The sequence below is a fragment of the Citrobacter sp. wls826 genome (assembly GCF_005281245.1).
Classification (GTDB): domain Bacteria; phylum Pseudomonadota; class Gammaproteobacteria; order Enterobacterales; family Enterobacteriaceae; genus Citrobacter; species Citrobacter braakii.
Window position 1 is genome coordinate 38023 of record NZ_SZWS01000018.1, and the last position, 16534, is coordinate 54556.

General features: G+C 48.6%; 14 protein-coding genes. 8 read left to right on the top strand and 6 right to left on the bottom strand.

The genetic code is table 11. The features are described from left to right. Nucleotides 1–2: 2 nt before the first annotated feature. Both FDW87_RS02920 and FDW87_RS02925 read right to left on the bottom strand, forming a co-directional pair. Nucleotides 3–749 (bottom strand): cyclopropane-fatty-acyl-phospholipid synthase family protein, encoded by a 747-nt coding sequence (locus tag FDW87_RS02920; protein ID WP_137379445.1) that lies wholly within the window; start codon nucleotides 747–749, stop codon nucleotides 3–5. 13 nt (nucleotides 750–762) lie between these two features. Further along, nucleotides 763–1020: a YjhX family toxin gene (locus FDW87_RS02925; RefSeq protein WP_016151932.1), complete on the bottom strand. Its 258-nt coding sequence runs from the start codon at nucleotides 1018–1020 to the stop codon at nucleotides 763–765. Between the two features lie 1317 nt (nucleotides 1021–2337). Here FDW87_RS02925 and pepT point away from each other — a divergent pair. The 7 genes from pepT to foxA all read left to right on the top strand — a co-directional run bounded on the left by pepT (nucleotide 2338) and on the right by foxA (nucleotide 11723). Then, nucleotides 2338–3594, top strand: coding sequence for a peptidase T (gene pepT, locus FDW87_RS02930; protein WP_016155790.1), 1257 nt, complete (start codon nucleotides 2338–2340; stop codon nucleotides 3592–3594). After that, complete coding sequence (gene dcuC, locus FDW87_RS02935; protein WP_016151934.1) at nucleotides 3591–4952, top strand: C4-dicarboxylate transporter DcuC; 1362 nt, start codon at nucleotides 3591–3593, stop codon at nucleotides 4950–4952. The genes pepT and dcuC overlap by 4 nt, the downstream gene beginning before the upstream one ends. Nucleotides 4953–5479: 527 nt before the next feature. Then, the gene (locus FDW87_RS02940) at nucleotides 5480–6115 is read left to right on the top strand and encodes a DUF2913 family protein (RefSeq protein WP_016151935.1); all 636 of its coding nucleotides are present in this window, start codon (nucleotides 5480–5482) and stop codon (nucleotides 6113–6115) included. Between the two features lie 91 nt (nucleotides 6116–6206). Next, a complete protein-coding gene (locus FDW87_RS02945; RefSeq protein ID WP_016151936.1) occupies nucleotides 6207–6446 on the top strand; it encodes a hypothetical protein in 240 nt (79 codons plus the stop codon). 208 nt (nucleotides 6447–6654) lie between these two features. Continuing rightward, nucleotides 6655–8223, top strand: coding sequence for a methyl-accepting chemotaxis protein (locus FDW87_RS02950; RefSeq protein ID WP_075846754.1), 1569 nt, complete (start codon nucleotides 6655–6657; stop codon nucleotides 8221–8223). 286 nt (nucleotides 8224–8509) lie between these two features. Then, on the top strand, nucleotides 8510–9493 hold the full coding sequence (locus FDW87_RS02955) for a helix-turn-helix transcriptional regulator (protein WP_032931274.1): 984 nt from the start codon (nucleotides 8510–8512) through the stop codon (nucleotides 9491–9493). Nucleotides 9494–9614: 121 nt separating this feature from the next. Continuing rightward, complete coding sequence (gene foxA / locus FDW87_RS02960) at nucleotides 9615–11723, top strand: ferrioxamine B receptor FoxA (RefSeq protein WP_088583119.1); 2109 nt, start codon at nucleotides 9615–9617, stop codon at nucleotides 11721–11723. A gap of 106 nt (nucleotides 11724–11829) precedes the next feature. Here the strand turns inward: foxA and FDW87_RS02965 are convergent, their stop codons facing one another. The 4 genes from FDW87_RS02965 to FDW87_RS02980 all read right to left on the bottom strand — a co-directional run bounded on the left by FDW87_RS02965 (nucleotide 11830) and on the right by FDW87_RS02980 (nucleotide 15937). Next, complete coding sequence (locus FDW87_RS02965) at nucleotides 11830–12339, bottom strand: hypothetical protein (protein ID WP_223307927.1); 510 nt, start codon at nucleotides 12337–12339, stop codon at nucleotides 11830–11832. A 183-nt stretch (nucleotides 12340–12522) separates the two neighbouring features. Beyond that, the gene (locus FDW87_RS02970) at nucleotides 12523–13617 is read right to left on the bottom strand and encodes a 4Fe-4S binding protein (protein ID WP_046275628.1); all 1095 of its coding nucleotides are present in this window, start codon (nucleotides 13615–13617) and stop codon (nucleotides 12523–12525) included. 219 nt (nucleotides 13618–13836) lie between these two features. Continuing rightward, nucleotides 13837–15225 carry a diguanylate cyclase gene (locus FDW87_RS02975; RefSeq protein ID WP_016151942.1) on the bottom strand — a complete coding sequence of 463 codons (1389 nt, stop codon included), beginning with the start codon at nucleotides 15223–15225 and terminating at the stop codon, nucleotides 13837–13839. A gap of 79 nt (nucleotides 15226–15304) precedes the next feature. Further along, nucleotides 15305–15937: a LysE family transporter gene (locus FDW87_RS02980; RefSeq protein ID WP_016151943.1), complete on the bottom strand. Its 633-nt coding sequence runs from the start codon at nucleotides 15935–15937 to the stop codon at nucleotides 15305–15307. 273 nt (nucleotides 15938–16210) lie between these two features. Here FDW87_RS02980 and yahO point away from each other — a divergent pair, with 273 nt between their 5' ends. Then, complete coding sequence (gene yahO / locus FDW87_RS02985) at nucleotides 16211–16486, top strand: DUF1471 family periplasmic protein YahO (protein ID WP_016151944.1); 276 nt, start codon at nucleotides 16211–16213, stop codon at nucleotides 16484–16486. Nucleotides 16487–16534: the final 48 nt, after the last annotated feature.

Genomic DNA, 16534 nt, shown 5'->3' on the forward strand with positions numbered 1-16534 from the left:
TATTACCTCTGTATGAGTGCGAACACGCCCCAACCAATGTACTCCCGGGTGAAGGCTACGTGGCGTGCTGGTGAACTCCTCAGTTGCTCTCTGACTTCCGGGGCAAATTCATCGTCCGGATTTGCCTCCAGCCACCGGCGCATCGTCAGCCATTTTGCCGCCTCGTATCTGTCCCAACCCTCCTGGTCAGCCAGTACCATTTCAACCACGTCATAACCGAGCAGGTCGAAAGATGAAATGAGCTCTGGCAGAGAAAGAAAATCGGTCACTGAAGTCGCGCCGCAAGCTTGGGCGATCTTCTCCGTGGCGGGTATTTGACGCCAGTACGGTTCGCCGATGAGTATGATCCCACCTGGTTTGAGACTTTGTTCCAGTTGTCTGATCGTTCCAGCGACGCCGCCGGCAATCCAGGTCGCACCAACGCAGGCGGCAATATCGAATTTTTCTTCGGCGATATAACCTGTTGCATCGGCATGAATAAAACGCACGTGCTCATTGACACCCAACTCTTTGGCCCGCAGGGTGGCTTGCTCACTGAACAGCCGGCTCATATCGATACCCACGCCGGAAATACCGTGATCGCGTGCCCAGGTGCACAACATCTCACCCGAACCGCTGCCGAGGTCCAGAATGCGTGTTCCCGGTGCCATCCGTAAAACCTGGCCTAACGTGGCGTATTTCTGTGCGGTGAACGGATTATGAATGCGATGTGCGCTTTCGCTGATGGTAAAAATCTTCGGGATATCCATCTCTCTCTCTCCTTTAGCGATTATCAAGTTGGGCGCGAACGTTGTTCAGGCCGGTCGTATTAATACGGTAGGGCTGACCATTGACGGATTTGATCAGTTTCTTGGTTCTGAGCTTTTTGAACACCTCGAGCGTGCAGTCGCAGAGCAGCAACCCTTCACGGCTATAGCATTCGACGGAAGTGACGCGGCCAGAGGCATCGCGGACGTGAGCAATACGGCCACCTTTGGCGAGAACGTGTAAGGTACGTTGTTCCTGACGGGATAAATTCATACTGGAAAACCTGTTTAATCATCATGTGCAAAACGTGCAAACACACAGCGGTGTCCGCATTCGAATTCGGCGCATTGATAACCAGTCCGGCCTGAAAAGGTCGGGAAGCTGATTATCAGATGATTACATTCTCCAGCATCAAAGCCTCGGGTTGAGTTGAAAGGTATTTACATGCTGAATCATACCTGCAAGAAACAGTAGAGGAACTTCCTTGTAGTGGAAGTGTGATCTGTAACGAAAAATTGTATTTCTTTTATTTAATGACTTTTTAATTCTCGTTATGTAAATCGCATTTATTCATTAAATTAATTTAATGTTTCAGCGTCGCCAGAAACGCTATCGGTAGCCATACAGCATTGCTATTCTTTTTTTATCACCTCATTGATTAGTATGATTTACTCTTTTTGCTGGTTAATTTTGTTCTTTGATAAATGCTCCTTTATCATAATTGTGGTTTTAAATGAAATTTGCAATTTAATGTTTTTAAGAATTTTCTTAACGTGGCTAAGTGTGTATACTCGGTCCTGCAAGAAGCGCTTCTGTTATCATTAAAACTATAAGTATGTCCTTAACACCCGTATTACCTCTGCCCTGAATCTCTTCTCGGGGGAGAGGTTTTTTTTGCCTGCATATTATTTATCTTATCGTCATAAATAGAATTTTTAATATTATCGTTATTGATGTTAAACATTATTGATTACGACGATTTAGCTCTACTGACCCCTACGGCAATATTGAAATAGTATCAGCATGAATCTATTTCATAGTGAATAGTATAATTCTGGCTATGTTTATGTGGGTATTATATAGCTTTCCTTATAACTGCCTTTTTTTCAGCGCGATAGAAGTTTTTTGCTTTTGAGGTAATTGTGATTTTGTTCACGGATTTTAGTGCGCGAAGTGGCTATTTGTAGAGAGGTGCAAACGGTTGCATGTTACTGATACAGTATTCGTTCATTAAAAAAATATAGCGATGGTATGTCTTATGCCAGTACAGAGTACAGGAATCTAAATGATTTCTATTATCTCATAGGTATAGGGATGCCGTTTATGACTTCTGTTAGCTTAACACCATGGGAAATAGCAGTAAAAACAGACAGGGAATATGATTTTATCAATCAGAAAGGAGTTTTTAATCGCAGGTATAATCACTGGCCTTTTTATCTTCCTTTATATAAATCGTTGTCGTAATGCCCATAAAATCAGCGTTCTGGGATGAGCGCTGATTTTATTTGGTTCTCAGATTACTTACCCCACGCTGCATGCAGAACACCTCTCGCAGTACCTCATAAATGATACATTAAAGGATCTCCTGGAATGGATATTGTTGAACGCTTTATTAACTACACGAAAATCAATACCACGACATCAAGGGAAAACGGCGCTAATGGGATAATGCCTTCTTCTCCTGGTCAAATGGAACTGGCAAAACTGCTTGCAGCAGAACTTGAAGCATTAGGAATGGAAAACATTGAGGTCAGGGATACCGCTATAGTGACGGCAACCTTACCTGCAAATACCGATGACACGATCCCGGTGGTCTCTTTTTTTGGTCATCTGGATACCAGTGCGGAACAGACCGCAGACACCAAAGCACAGCGCCTGCATTATCACGGCGGGGATTTATGCCTGAACAAAGAGCTGAATATTTACCTGCGCGAAAGTGAATTTCCGGAACTGAAAAATTATATCGGTGATGACCTGCTGGTGACCGACGGGACCAGTCTGTTGGGCGCTGATGATAAAGCAGCCATCGCCGCGATTATGAATGCTCTTGAGTATCTGGTCGCACACCCGGAAATAAAACATGGGCCGGTAAAAGTGGGTTTTGTCCCGGATGAGGAACAGGGCTTGCGTGGCGCAAAAGCGTTTGATGTTGCCGCGTTTGGTGCTGATTTTGGCTATACCCTGGATTGCTGCGGTATCGGTGAGTTTGTTTACGAGAACTGGAATGCGGGCGATGCGGAAATCATCTTTACCGGCCAGTCCGCACACCCGATGTCGGCCAAAGGTAAGTTAAAGAATTCGCTGCTGATGGCGCATAAGTTTATTGCCATGCTCCCAGGGGGAGAAGCGCCTGAATATACGGAAGGGCGCGAAGGATATTACTGGGTAAAACAGCTACAGGGTAACAGTGCCCGCACGGTACTTAAGCTGGATATCCGCGATTTCAGTGAAGAAGGTTATAAGGCGCGTATGGCGTTTATTCGCCAGCTTGCCGTCAGCACCTGTGCCCTGTGGGGGGAAAACAGCGTGGTCTGTCATTTAGCCGATCGCTACGCGAATGTGTTGAACAGTTTGCAGGGGGACGCTCACTACCCGATTGATATTGCATTCCGCGCGTATCAGAAATGCGGCATAACGCCCGCACCTGTCGCCATGCGTGGCGGGTATGATGGCGCGGTGCTGTCGCAGAAAGGATTGCCGTGCCCGAATATTTTTACCGGTGCTCATAACTTCCATTCAATTTATGAGTATCTGCCGGTGCGTTCTCTGCGGGCCGCCAGTGATGTGGTGGTGGCGGTGATTGAGGAAACTTATACTGAGTTCGCGCAGCGGAGAGCTCAGTCATGATTCAGGTGTTAATCGCACTTCTGGTTATCGTGGTGGTCGCGCGTCTGATTCTGAAAGGTTATCGCGCTGAACCGGTGCTCTTCATTGCGGGCTTAGTCTTGATGATTTGCACCGCGTTAACCGGATGGGGGTCCGTATTACCGAAGGGGGTTGCCAGTACGGGAATTTCCTTTCTCGATCCTTTCGAGGTAATGCGCGATCTCTTCAGCACGCGCGCCGCCGATCTCGGCCTGATGATCATGGCGTTAATGGGATTTGCGCATTACATGGATCATATCGGCGCAAATGAGGCGGTCGTGCGGGTAGTAACGAAACCCTTACGGGCGCTGCGTTCGCCCTATGTGCTCCTCTTTTTCTCCTACCTGCTCGCCAGCCTCCTGCAGTTGGCCATTCCTTCGGCAACCGGGCTTGCCGTGTTGCTGATGGGGACGATGTTCCCCATTATGCTGGGATTAGGGCTCTCAGCGGCCTCGGCTGCCGGGGTCATTGCTACTTCGCTTGGCGTGGCTTACACCCCGACGGCAATCGATGCTATCAGGGGCTCTAAAGCAGTGAATATGGATGTAGTGGAATATGTTGTTTACCACCAGGGACCCGCCGCGCTGGCAACGGTTCTGGTTGTCGGCGTGTGCCATTTTTTCTGGCAGCGGCATTGCGACCGTAAAGCAGGGACGTTACCGCGGGAAATCGGTAGCGCAGAAGTGACTGATTCAGGAAAATCCCCGGCTTTTTACGCGCTGCTCCCCATGCTTCCGATACTGATGGCAGTAGGATCATCCGAAATGTTCGTCAGGGGTATCAACCTGAATATTATAACCATTGTCCTCATTTCAATGACCATCTGTATGCTGATTGAATGGCTGCGGGTGCGTGATTTAAAGTCGGTCTGCGAAGGTTTCAGCCATTTCCTGAAAGGAATGGGCACTGCGTTTACCGGTGTGGTTGGACTGTTGGTTGCGGCAGGGGTTTTTGCTCACGGAATTAAAGTCATCGGTGCGATCGATCAGCTCATTCTGATGGCCGAACACGTGGGATTACCGCCGTTTGCCATGGCGGTTGTATTTGCGCTGGTGACGCTGGCCGCGGCGATCATTATGGGGTCGGGGAATGCGCCATTCCTCGCCTTCGTTGAGCTCATCCCGCAAATTGCCGCCAGTATGGGCGCTAACGCCGTTGCCATGATCCTGCCGATGCAGCAGGCATCGCATATGGGACGGGCAATTTCACCGGTATCCGGCGTCGTGATTGCCGTTTCCAGCGGAGCGAAAATAACCCCATTCGATGTGGTGAAGCGTACCGCCGTACCGCTGATTGTGGGGTTCGTTACTCACACCCTGATCATCGGTATTTTCTATTAACCGTACCAGCGACAAGCCAACTTCCGGTTCATTGAATCCGGATGTTGGCTTTTTGAATTAGGCGAAATTTAAAAGCGTTAATATTACTGATACCTGTATAAAAAGCCTGGCCTGCTGCTGTGAGGCTGTCTGTCGCTCAGCGGAGGATAAAATGCGATTCCATTAGGATGTTTAATGGCTGTTTAACGTTGGAATGGGTGTTTGTCTGGGGTGTCTGGTCAAAACTATCAGGATATTTCTTCTAATCAGCAATTTTTGAAGTTTTATGATGATCATATTTTTAACAGTAGGTGGAATTGATAACCTGTGAGTATTATTAGTTTTTATCTTTATCGTATAATTCTTATTATTTATCGCTGAGCCATCCGGGCATCAATGATTAATAAGAGTGATGTGTTAAGTTTGCAATTTTATTACATAGGGATAAATTAATCTGGATCATATTTTGATGTTTTTAGTTGTAGTATTTTTTAAAATGAAATAATGCAAGATTTACATGTAATAATGATTTATTTGGGCAGGTTTAAGTGGTAAGGGATTCAGGAAAAGTTAGTACGTTACGACACCATTATCAGGATGACCTGGAAGCGTTTACCTGGAGTGCATTGGTAGCAATTGGTATCGCAATACGGGACCGTAAGATTCATTCTAAAATGTCAGAGCATCTTTTTATTATGCAATGGCTGGCCATCGCTAAAAAAAGAAAGCTCTTCTCAAGGAACGTAATCAATGAACTTCAATGGCTAATTGATGAAGGCAAGAAAAAAAGCCTCAATGCACAACTTAAATTTAAAATAGAATATCTATACTCGACTTCGAGTGGCGATGTATCGATGCAAAACGACTATTTTAAGTTTACTCATACGATTGAGGTGTTGAGAAATAATGGCTGGGAAAGCTTTCTGCTTACGCCAGAGAAATGGCGAGATCTGCATGAAAAGATTAAGGTAAGAGAAGGTAATTTTATTTTTATGGATGACACTCGGCTGCAGGCGTGTTTTGGCGTGCAGGGTGAGATTGTCAAACCCTTCTGTATCCGGGTATATGGCGATGTTGAGTTTGCAAAGTTAACGTTCATTAAACATAACCTTCCGGCTGAATTTGTAAAGCACGTTTCAAATGAGTTTTATCACTTCCATTTTCTTCTGGTAAGTAATGCTTAACTGACGATGTGAACAATGTGCTGTTAATACAAAGAATAGATTGATCAACTTGTAAATTTATCGGATAGAAACCACGCGCCAAGGACAGCGAATGTTTACTCGAAAGTTAGTGATTGCCAACGAATGGATAAGGTTGTCTGATATTCCAGACAGTGTGTCCATTTCTTTTCGGGGCGTTCTCGAGATAACTGAAAGTACAGGTGTGCCAGACGCCAGCACGCCGTTGTTACGTTTAGAAAATGAAATGGCACCGATCACCGTCGATTCGTTGTCCTGGGTGCGGGTGCCTGTCGATAGTCAGAAAGACATTACCGTTTATATCCATAAATAATATTAATGTTGAATGGTTTTGGCCTTATTTTTGCCAATGTTAGAGGGCTGCTGTTTATCGCAGTATGTCCCCCTGAGTAATTAATTTATTATGTGAGAATGAATGCGGAAACTTTCTAATAATTAACCATTTTACAGGTTAAGGTATTGCGTGATGTGTCGATAACAATTAAGTCGTAGAGGATTTTTATTGTTATGGAGATGTTTAAATGTTAAAGAATATGAGAATTAAAACCAGCCTGTTATTATTGCTTTTGTTATTTACCTTCATGCAGTTCTTTTCCAATGGATTTGAGTTAGTTGATCTCAAAGGAAATCAAAAAAATACGTTATTACTACATAACATCATTAAGGAGCAGGATACCCTGCATAAGGTCGTTGAGGCTGTTTATAAAGTCAGAAGCGTTCGTGATAATATTCAACAACATAATGCGACCGATGCCCGACAGACAGTGAATCAAATGCAAGATCAGATGGCGTATGCCAGAAAACAGTTCGATATTTTCTGGGGTATTCCTGGATTGACGGCTGACGATCCGCAAATTGGTAAAATTATCAGAACGGCTTTTGAGCAACAAATGAATGCTGAGCAAAAGTCTATTGATACATTAAATCAGACGCTTTCCAGCAACAGTATTATTAATGCACAAGAAAATGCTAATGCGGAACTGCTCGCGGCTCGCAAAAATTTCGATAACGAAGTGACGAATTATTACAAATCAACAATGCTGATTGGTGAGAAGATCGTTGCACAAACACACGTTCAGTTTAATACCTCGATCCTGAAAGTATCCGTGATCCTGGTCATTACGGTACTTATCTTCTTTATCTGTAATTTCTGGTTGAACCGGACCATCATTCAGCCTTTAAAAATCGTTTCTGAGCACTTTGCGCGGATTGGTAAAGGCGATCTCAGCCATCCTGTTAAGGTGTCGGGTAACAATGAAATCGGCGTACTGTGCTTAAATTTGCATAATATGCAAAAAGGCCTGCGGGAGACTGTCAGCACTATTCGCGATGGCGTTGAGTCTATTAATATCGGTATGCAGGAAATTGCTTCCGGTAATTCCGATTTATCAACCAGAACGGAACAGCAGGCTGCGGCAGTCGTTGAAACGGCGGCCAGTATGGAGCAGATTTCAGTCACAACAAAAAATAATACTGATAAGTCACATCAGGCATCCGTCATGACCAGCGAAAGCACGGAAATGGCATTGCGTGGCGAGCGTTTAATGAGTGATATGGTTGAGAAAATTCACCTGATCAGCCGTAATGCGCAAGGCGTGAACGAAATATCCAATGTTATTGATAGTATAGCTTTTCAAACCAATATCCTGGCATTAAACGCGGCGGTGGAAGCTGCACGCGCTGGTGAGTCCGGGCGTGGGTTTGCCGTTGTGGCGAGTGAAGTCCGAACGCTTGCTCAGCGCAGCGCCTCCTCGGCGAAAGAAATCAGTGAACTGGTTGCCAAAGCGGCAATTAGCGTCAAGGAAGGGGTAGAGATAGCTGAAAACAGTGGCGCCATGATGGCGGATATTGCGAAGGCAATACGCAACATTAATGTCTTAATGGAAGATATCTCCGGAGCCTCGGGGGAACAGAGTCGCGGCATCGAACAAATCCGGGTTGCGGTAACGCAAATGGAGCAAGTGACTCAGCAAAACGCCTCGCTGGTTGAGGAGATAGCCGCCACGACAGGCAGTGTGGAAGAGCAGTCAGCAATGCTATCCCAGGCTGTGGCGGTGTTCCAGGTGGAGGAAAACCAGCCTTCAGCATAATAAGTAGAGTACAAACTCGGCGGGTATCGAGGTGCGTTTGACGTGCCCGTTTATGACAGTGAGAAAGGTTGAGCTGCACACGGCTCACAGACCGCAGTTCATCAGGTGTCAATGTTGCCTGATGAGCTGCGCGAGAAAAATATCGGGAATGACGTTCTCCAGCGCGATTTGAAATCGCATACGTCATATTGATAATAATTCTCATTATTATTGTTGTGTTGTACAGGTAATGGTAATGTTGCTTCAGTTATCAACCGTTAATCCCATTTCCTGTGCAGAAGACAGCATGAACAACACCACCGCCCTGAATACGTCCAGACGCGTAGCCCGCACCTTCTCCGTCAGCGAGTTTATGGATTTTGGTGAGCGTTACGGGATCGATTACCGTTTTCCCCTGCTGGCGCAAAAGCCGGATTTGTCGTCTTGCAGCCCCGTTCTGCAGGGGGAGGTTGAGGAGATGACGCTCCCCTGCGGGATGTGTGTCACGCACTCTGATGTGCAGGTGCTACAACCTTACGAAACCACCTCCCGCCACAGCAGTCCTCTGTATATGCTGGTGGTTCTGGAAGGCTGCGTCATCCTGACGCTCAACGGGCAGGAGCATGTGGTGCGTTCCGGGATGGCGTTTAGCTCACGCTTGAGCGAGCATCAGACGATGCGTGCCCGCCATCATGCTGACTGCAAACTGCGCACGTTATCCCTCGGTCTGTATCCCGACGGCGCGTGGCGCACGGGGTTGCTCGAATCGTTGATGCGTGAGTGGGAAAGATGCGAAACGCCGACGCTTATCTGGCAGGTGCCGGGGTTTTTACTCAGCGGCCTGCAGTATGCGCAGCGGAGCACGATCGGTCATGTTTCTCGCCAACTGATGCTGGAAGGGCTGATATTACAACTGTTTGGCCATGGCCTCAGCGTGTGTCAGGTCGAGAGTGGCAAGCGGCTTGCGGCAAGCGGTGAACAGCAGCGGCTGGAGGTCGTTCGTCGTCTGCTGGAGCAGAGTCCCGAGAATGACTACACCCTCAATGCCCTGGCCCAACGCGCGGCGATGAGCCCCAGCAGCCTGCGCAGCAAGTTCCGTGCGGCCTATGGCTGTTCCGTCTTTGACTACCTGCGTGATTGCCGTCTGGAACGCGCGCGCGGCTATTTACTGGAAGGATACAGCGTACAGCAGGCGGCCTGGATGTCGGGTTATCAACATGCTACCAACTTCTCCACCGCATTTCGGCGTCGTTACGGCTTTTCGCCTGGCGATGTACTCAAACTTTGCTAATCCATTTTTACGTTTTGCGCACGTGCCTTCCCGACAATTTGGCACTGCGCATAGGCAACCTGGCATCCTGCATAGCTATCTCCGTTAGCAAAAAGGTAATAATTCTCACTTACAATTAGACATGCCTTTGGAGATATTCATGTTCGCGAAGACTCGGTTGGCGCTATTGGTGGGATGGGTGACCGGTAGCGTGGCTTTTCCACTGCTGGCGCAGGAAACAACAAAAAACGATACGGTGGTTGTCACCTCGCAAATGCAAAGCGGGGCCACGAAGCTCGCCACGCCGGATCTTGAAACGCCTCAGTCGGTATCGATCATTACCCGTGAACAGTTTGAAGAGCAGGGCGCAACTAGCGTGCGCCAGGCCGTAAGCTATACGCCGGGGGTGTACAGCAATCAGATTGGTGCCTCCAACCGCTTTGACTATATTGTGCTGCGTGGTTTCTCGGATGGTAGCCTGGACAACGTCTATCTGGATGGCCTGAAGATGATGGGGGACACCAACTCACACAGCTCGCTGGTGGTTGATCCGTGGTTCCTCGAAGATATCGAAGTGGTACGCGGTCCGGCTTCCGTACTGTATGGCCGTTCTTCTCCGGGCGGTATTGTCGCGCTGACATCACGTAAGCCGTCGTTTGATGCCGGCGGAGAAGTGAAACTGTTTGCTGGCAACAATAACCAGCGCGGCGCGGCGTTTGACGTCACTGGGGCGCTGGATGATAACGATCGCGTGGCGGCACGACTGAGTGGAATGACGCGTTACGCGGACTCGCAGTTTGGCCCATTGAAGGAAGAACGTTATGCGCTGATGCCCAGCCTGACCTGGCGCATCACCGACCAGACGCGTCTGGATCTGATGGCTTATCTGCACCGTGACCCGGAAGGCGGAAGCCACTCCGGTCTGCCGTATGACGGCACCGTGGTTCCACATTACGGGCAAAAGATCTCCAACACCTTTTACGAAGGCGAGGATGATTACGACAAATACGATCGCCGTGAAAACATGGTGGGCTACAACGTTGAGCACCTGTTTGATAACGGCTGGTCGGTGCGGCAAAAACTGCGCTACCTGCATACCGACGTTGAGCTGAATCAGGTGTATGCGGCGGGCTGGCTGAATGAAACCGAGCTTAACCGCGGCTACTCCGGCTCCGATGAAAAAATGTCAGCGATTACGCTGGATAACCAACTCGACGGCAGCTTTGATACCTGGCAGGTCAACCACCGTGTGCTGGTGGGGATCGATTATCAGGATCGCAGCAACAATACCACCGGTTACTACGGTGCATTCCCGCCGATTGACGCCTTTAACCCGGTATACGGCGCGCAGCCTGATTACATCAACATGTATGCGCGTGAGAAGCACAAGCTGCGCCAGACAGGCTACTATTTGCAGGATCAGATGTCATGGGATCGCTGGCGTATTACGCTCGGCGGTCGCTACGATCAGGTCAGCGTTTCTAACATTGATAAGATCAACGATACCCGTAGCGATCTGGACAAAAACAACTTCAGCACCCGTGCTGCGCTGCTCTATTTGTTCGATAACGGCTTTGCGCCGTATGTGAGTTATTCCACCGCCTTTACGCCAACCAGCTTTGCCGATGAGAACGGCAATCTGCTGGATCCGATGAAAGGCAAGCAGTGGGAAGCCGGGCTGAAATATGAGCCGGAAGGACTCAACAGTCAGTTCAGCGCGTCGGTATTCCGTATCAATCAGACGAATATCGCCACCAAAGAAGAGCCGACCGATCCGTACCGCTCGATTGGGGAAATTGAGTCTGAAGGGGTAGAGCTGGAGGCCATTAGCCAACTGACGGAGAGCTTCCGTCTGCAGGCGGCGTATACCTATACCGACATTCGCTATAAGAAAAGCAGCCCGGAAGAGCAGGGTAAGCGTGCAGTGTACGCGCCGCGTAACCAGGCCAGTACCTGGCTGAGCTACGATGTGAAAAGCGGTCCGCTGGATGGCCTGACGCTGGGCTCAGGCGTACGTTATGTCAACGGTATTGCCAGCGATCGCCTGAATACTCACACCCTGCCGTCCTACACGCTGGTGGATATGGCAATTGGCTACGACTTAACGAATATCGGTATTAAAGGGTTGAGCGCTCAGTTGAACGTCAACAACCTGACCGACAAGCGCTACGTTGCGGCTTGTAATTCGCTCTCATACTGCTACTTCGGTGCCGAGCGCAGCATTGTCGGCAGCGTTTCATGGAAGTTCTGAGTATCGTTTTTTAGCCGGATGGCGGCGCTGGCGTCTTATCAAGCCTACAGATGCGTGCAAATTGTAGGCCTGATAAGCGCAGCGCCATCAGGCTGAGGGATTGCGGTTATTGTGTAAAACCGTTTTGCATACAAATCTGTGCGCTGGTTCTCAGGGTAAAGGCGACTTTGTCTGGGTACTGGCTGTAATAGTTATGCTCTTCTTCCAACCCTTTCGCCTGCGCCAGACGTACCGTTTCCAGAGAGCAGGTACGATAGATCAGGTCTTTATTCATATTGGTCTGCTTTTCACGCTGTTTATCTGCGGACAGCGCCAGCCAGCTCTCGGACAGCGAGTAATCGTAGACCACCCGGTTTCCTTTCGCCTGCACATTTTCAATGGTAATGAATTCGTCGATTTTCAGTCTTGGCTGCCCACGCATTTTTTTCTTATCTTCTGCTGCGGCATATTGGGCCAGCGCATTAATATCCATGCCTGCTATTTTCTGTTTATAGATATCGACATAAGCGGCGGGCTGCTGATAACGCTGAGCGTAAGCGTTTCTTAATTCTCCATCGCTCACCGTACAACCCGCCAGAAACAGAGGTAAAAGCAGCGCCAGTTTTATTTTAGTCATGATGTTATCCCGTTCATTATTGTGGTCCCAGTCGCCCATAACATAATAAAAAAATGATTACGGGTGATATTTAAGGTTGTATAAACGGGGACACGATGACACAAGTTCAATAGTCTTAAAATGGCGTTACAGGCAGGAAACCCTGCCAGAATTGGCAGGGGTTTTGAACATACTGGTAAAGAATTAATGGCCGATCATTTTTGCTTTCGGGATCAACTGGAAATACAGGTGATCCGGCACCGGCGTATCCCAGACATTGGCATATACCGCATAACCAATGGTGGCAAACAGAATCCCCAGCACCAGTATTGTCATGGCAACACCCGACAGTGCCGTTTGTCGCCATAACGCTTTACCGCTGCCTTTTACACCCGGCGGTGTCTGCAGGGAAAAGCTCAATGTTGAAGCCACCGGGCAGGATTCAACACAGGTCATGCAGCCAGTGCATTCCACAGTACGCACCTGAATCAGTCTGTCGACCGGGATTTTCGATGGGCAATTTTTCGCGCATTTCCCGCAATCAATGCAACTGTCGGCGTTGCGGCGGATTTTAAACGGCGAGAACAGCGAGAACAGACCAAGCAGTGCGCCGTAAGGGCACAGATAACGACACCAGGCGTTGCGAATAAACAGGCTCAGGAGGCTGATAACCACCACGGAGATGAGCGTGGCGGAGCCAATATGGCGAAAGAAATCGAGCATCTTCACATCGATGATGATTCCATAGGCTGACGTCAGAAAGTACTGAATCCCCTGGGCGGGCATCGACAGGGCGATATACAAGAAAAACCCCAGCAGCAGATACTTCAGGCTGAGCAGCGGGATATCCAGCCAGCGCGGTAGCGTAAAGTTACGACCGAATAATTTTCTCCCCAGATTACCGAGCAGTTCGGAAAGCGTCCCCACTGGGCATAACCATGAACAGAAAGCTTTTTTTAACAACAGGCTAATCAGGATAAACGCAACTAACAGCAGCATAGAGGCGGCATGGATGGGCGGAAGAAAACCGGTCTCTAGCGTATAGCGGAAATTCATCAAACCCGCTATCGGCAGCCATCCCTCAATACCGCCGGGCCTTGGAATATAAACGCTGGTGCCGGCGGTTTCGAAATAGCGGACCCAATACCAGAACGCCACGCCAATATAAATATTGATAGCCAGCAGGAGAAACTGGGTGGCTTTTCGCCAGCTGCTGGCGTTGCGCCAGTCATTCCACGGCAGTTTACCCCCGGTCGTGCCTGGGCGGCGCTGCCAGCGCGTTCTCATCTTCCCGTTCATGGTTTTATAGTATCCCTCATATTTCCCCTTCTGCATTCAGAAGGCGTCATCACCGGGATATGCTAGCGCTATTCAGATTTGGTGTATTTGATTTGCATCTTATTACGCGGCTGTTATTTTCTTCATGCCAATATGCCTGAAAAATAATAACAGCCCGATATTTATCACAGGTCAGATAAATACCCTGAACGGGGTATTTATTTCTCTGCAGGGCAACGATTATTCCTGATAAACCTCAACGCGGTCGCGGCCATTACTTTTCGCCAGATAAAGTGCGCGATCGGCTTTATCAACCAACTGTTTATAGTCGGGATGATAGTCATATTCGGCAATACCAATACTGACGGTAATAGAAAACGTTTCTGTCGCTGAGGCTGCCATGCGCATCTCGGCAATTTTCATACGCAGCGTTTCCAGAATAATACTGGCCTGTGTTTCATCTGACTCGACGAGCAGAATCATAAATTCTTCGCCACCGTAGCGGAACACGTAATCGCTGCTGCGGATATGATCGTAAATGACCGCCGCGACGTTTTTGAGCGTCAGATCGCCAGTATTATGCCCGAAGTTATCGTTAATTTGCTTGAAGTAGTCGATATCCAGCATCGCCAGGGTAAAAGGCTTACGCGTATGTAACGCCAGCGAGATCTCGCGCCGCATGATGGTCGGAATAAAGCGGCGATTAAGCAACTGGGTCAGCGAATCTTTACCATTTTCCTGCTTAACCAGCGCGTCGAACATTGAGGCGAGCAGGAAATGGATTTTTGCCGATAGCTGGCGTACATCCTGCAATAAGCTCATCCGCTCGGGTTCTGTCGGCTGATGCTGATGCGACAGGGTTGTTGTCAGACGACTGTCGATCTCTGCAATCAGTGATTCCATCTTATTCAGCAGATTGCTGTTGCCGAGGATATGTTTTCCCTTATGTGATAACCACATACCGAAGTCAGAATTCGCCAGAAACACCATCTCACCGAAAGGCATTCCGGTGGCGATGTTATAGATAAACTGGTTTTCCCAGTCGGTAAACGAACGGATTTGCCGCTCGCGCTCGACGTTAACGTCATCGTAAATAGTCTGTAGACGGTACTGCTCCTGCGTGTGCATAGAGTTTTGAAAACTGGGGGAATAGGAGACCGTCATGGCCTCCAGCGCAGTATCCATTGCCAGACTGCTGAAACAGATAGCATCGCTCAGCAAGGCGGGAGTGGAATCCGCCTTTGTTTTTAACACCCTGTACAGCTCATCTTTCAGCTTGCGCGCGCCGCGGTTTACCAGATCGATGGGCAGGCCGATACGGGCATGCACCACACCAATTTTGCGCTGTTTGGCCAGCAGTTGTGAGAGATCTTCGTGGGCGCTGCCAAGTACGCTGCGCAGCCAGTCAAACATGCTGCCGCTGAGGCGGGTACTGACCTGTTCTGTATTGAGGAACAATGCGCTCTCCGCATGGGAGAGCATATAGTCATAAAAAACGGTTACTAAATGGCGGATCTCTTCATCGCTTAACGATGTCAGGAGTGTGTGAACTTCAGGCGATGTTTGACGTAACAGCGCCTGCCATTCTGTAAGGAGTAATGTGTCGTTTACCGGTTCAACCTGTTCCATCTTACTGCCACTCAACGTGCGATTAAAAATTCAGGCGGTATTACGGACAATTACCTCACGATGGTCAAGTTAAACTCTCTTATCGATGGCTAATACCTTCATAAATAAGCCTGAGCGCGAAGACACCAATAATGGCGCCAATCACCCGGCTGGCAACCCGTTGGATTCGGCCATACGCACGGCGCACGGCGGGCAACGAAAACGCCTGGCTGAGAAAAATACGCCAGATAACGGAAGACAACACAATGCCGGCCCAGGCCATCAACCTCGCCCACGTTGGCGTGTCTGCGCTTAAGGTGACCGAGAAGATACTAATAAAAAACAGCACGGTTTGCGGATTAGATAAATCCGTTAATAACCCGCGGCGGAAAAACACATACCAGGGGGCGGAAAGCGGCTGCTGTAGCGTTGGCATTTGCGGTGTAGCCTGATGCCGGATGCTGTTCCAGGCGAACCACAGCAGATAGGCGCCGCCGACAATCTTAATCAACGAAAAAATCTCTTCACACTGAGTGATAAGCGTCGCCATGCCAAAGAGTCCGAGGCCGGAGTAGAACGCATCGCCTAAGGCGACGCCCAGACCGGTTATCACGCCCGCGCGTCGCCCTGACGCCAGGCTGGTTTGCACCACCACAAACAGGTTCGCGCCGGGGTTAAAAAAAGTTAAAACAAACAGGCTGACGGTGAGTACGACGGCGTGCAGAGGTTCCATAGACAACAATTCCTCAGATTCTCATAAAGTTAACACTATAATTTCAGTGCGCTGCCTGTTCTGAGGATCAACTCACACTGGCTATTGAAACTTTGAACAGGTTGACGCGCTGCTACCCGGTGACCGGTTTTTTCTGCGCCGCAAAATCTCTATATATTCCTGCTGAATGTGGATTTTTTATCCAGGCTGGACTAGTTATTAATCATCCTTGAATCGCGTTATGTAATGTTCAGGGATCGATGATGGCGTAATAACAAAACCTGGAGCTGGTCTATGAAAACTGGAATTAAAGTACTTATTGGTGCATTAGCTTTTGTCGTGACCAACGCATATGCCGCGGAATTTATGACAAAACTTGAATTTGAAAAGGTTGAGTCGCAGTACACAAAAATCGGTGATATCTCAACGAGTAATGAAGTTTCTGTCTCAGACGCTAAAGAAGAGCTGCTGAAGAAAGCAGAAGAGAAAGGGGCCGATGTGGTGGTATTAACCTCCGGTCAAACGGATAATAAAATCCATGGCACAGCCAATATCTACAAGAAAAAATAATACGCTACTGTAAAAATCGCGATACCCGCCGGTCATTGTATCGGCGGG

Bases quoted from the DNA above. Each gene is read 5' to 3' on its own strand.
- foxA (WP_088583119.1), top strand. From the start codon at position 9,615: ATGCCTTTGGAGATATTCATGTTCGCGAAGACTCGGTTGGCGCTATTG.
- FDW87_RS02945 (WP_016151936.1), top strand. From the start codon at position 6,207: ATGTTTACTCGAAAGTTAGTGATTGCCAACGAATGGATAAGGTTGTCT.
- dcuC (WP_016151934.1), top strand. From the start codon at position 3,591: ATGATTCAGGTGTTAATCGCACTTCTGGTTATCGTGGTGGTCGCGCGT.
- pepT (WP_016155790.1), top strand. From the start codon at position 2,338: ATGGATATTGTTGAACGCTTTATTAACTACACGAAAATCAATACCACG.
- FDW87_RS02955 (WP_032931274.1), top strand. From the start codon at position 8,510: ATGAACAACACCACCGCCCTGAATACGTCCAGACGCGTAGCCCGCACC.
- FDW87_RS02950 (WP_075846754.1), top strand. From the start codon at position 6,655: ATGTTAAAGAATATGAGAATTAAAACCAGCCTGTTATTATTGCTTTTG.
- FDW87_RS02975 (WP_016151942.1), bottom strand. From the start codon at position 15,225: ATGGAACAGGTTGAACCGGTAAACGACACATTACTCCTTACAGAATGG.
- FDW87_RS02970 (WP_046275628.1), bottom strand. From the start codon at position 13,617: ATGAACGGGAAGATGAGAACGCGCTGGCAGCGCCGCCCAGGCACGACC.
- FDW87_RS02925 (WP_016151932.1), bottom strand. From the start codon at position 1,020: ATGAATTTATCCCGTCAGGAACAACGTACCTTACACGTTCTCGCCAAA.
- FDW87_RS02965 (WP_223307927.1), bottom strand. From the start codon at position 12,339: ATGACTAAAATAAAACTGGCGCTGCTTTTACCTCTGTTTCTGGCGGGT.
- FDW87_RS02920 (WP_137379445.1), bottom strand. From the start codon at position 749: ATGGATATCCCGAAGATTTTTACCATCAGCGAAAGCGCACATCGCATT.
- yahO (WP_016151944.1), top strand. From the start codon at position 16,211: ATGAAAACTGGAATTAAAGTACTTATTGGTGCATTAGCTTTTGTCGTG.
- FDW87_RS02980 (WP_016151943.1), bottom strand. From the start codon at position 15,937: ATGGAACCTCTGCACGCCGTCGTACTCACCGTCAGCCTGTTTGTTTTA.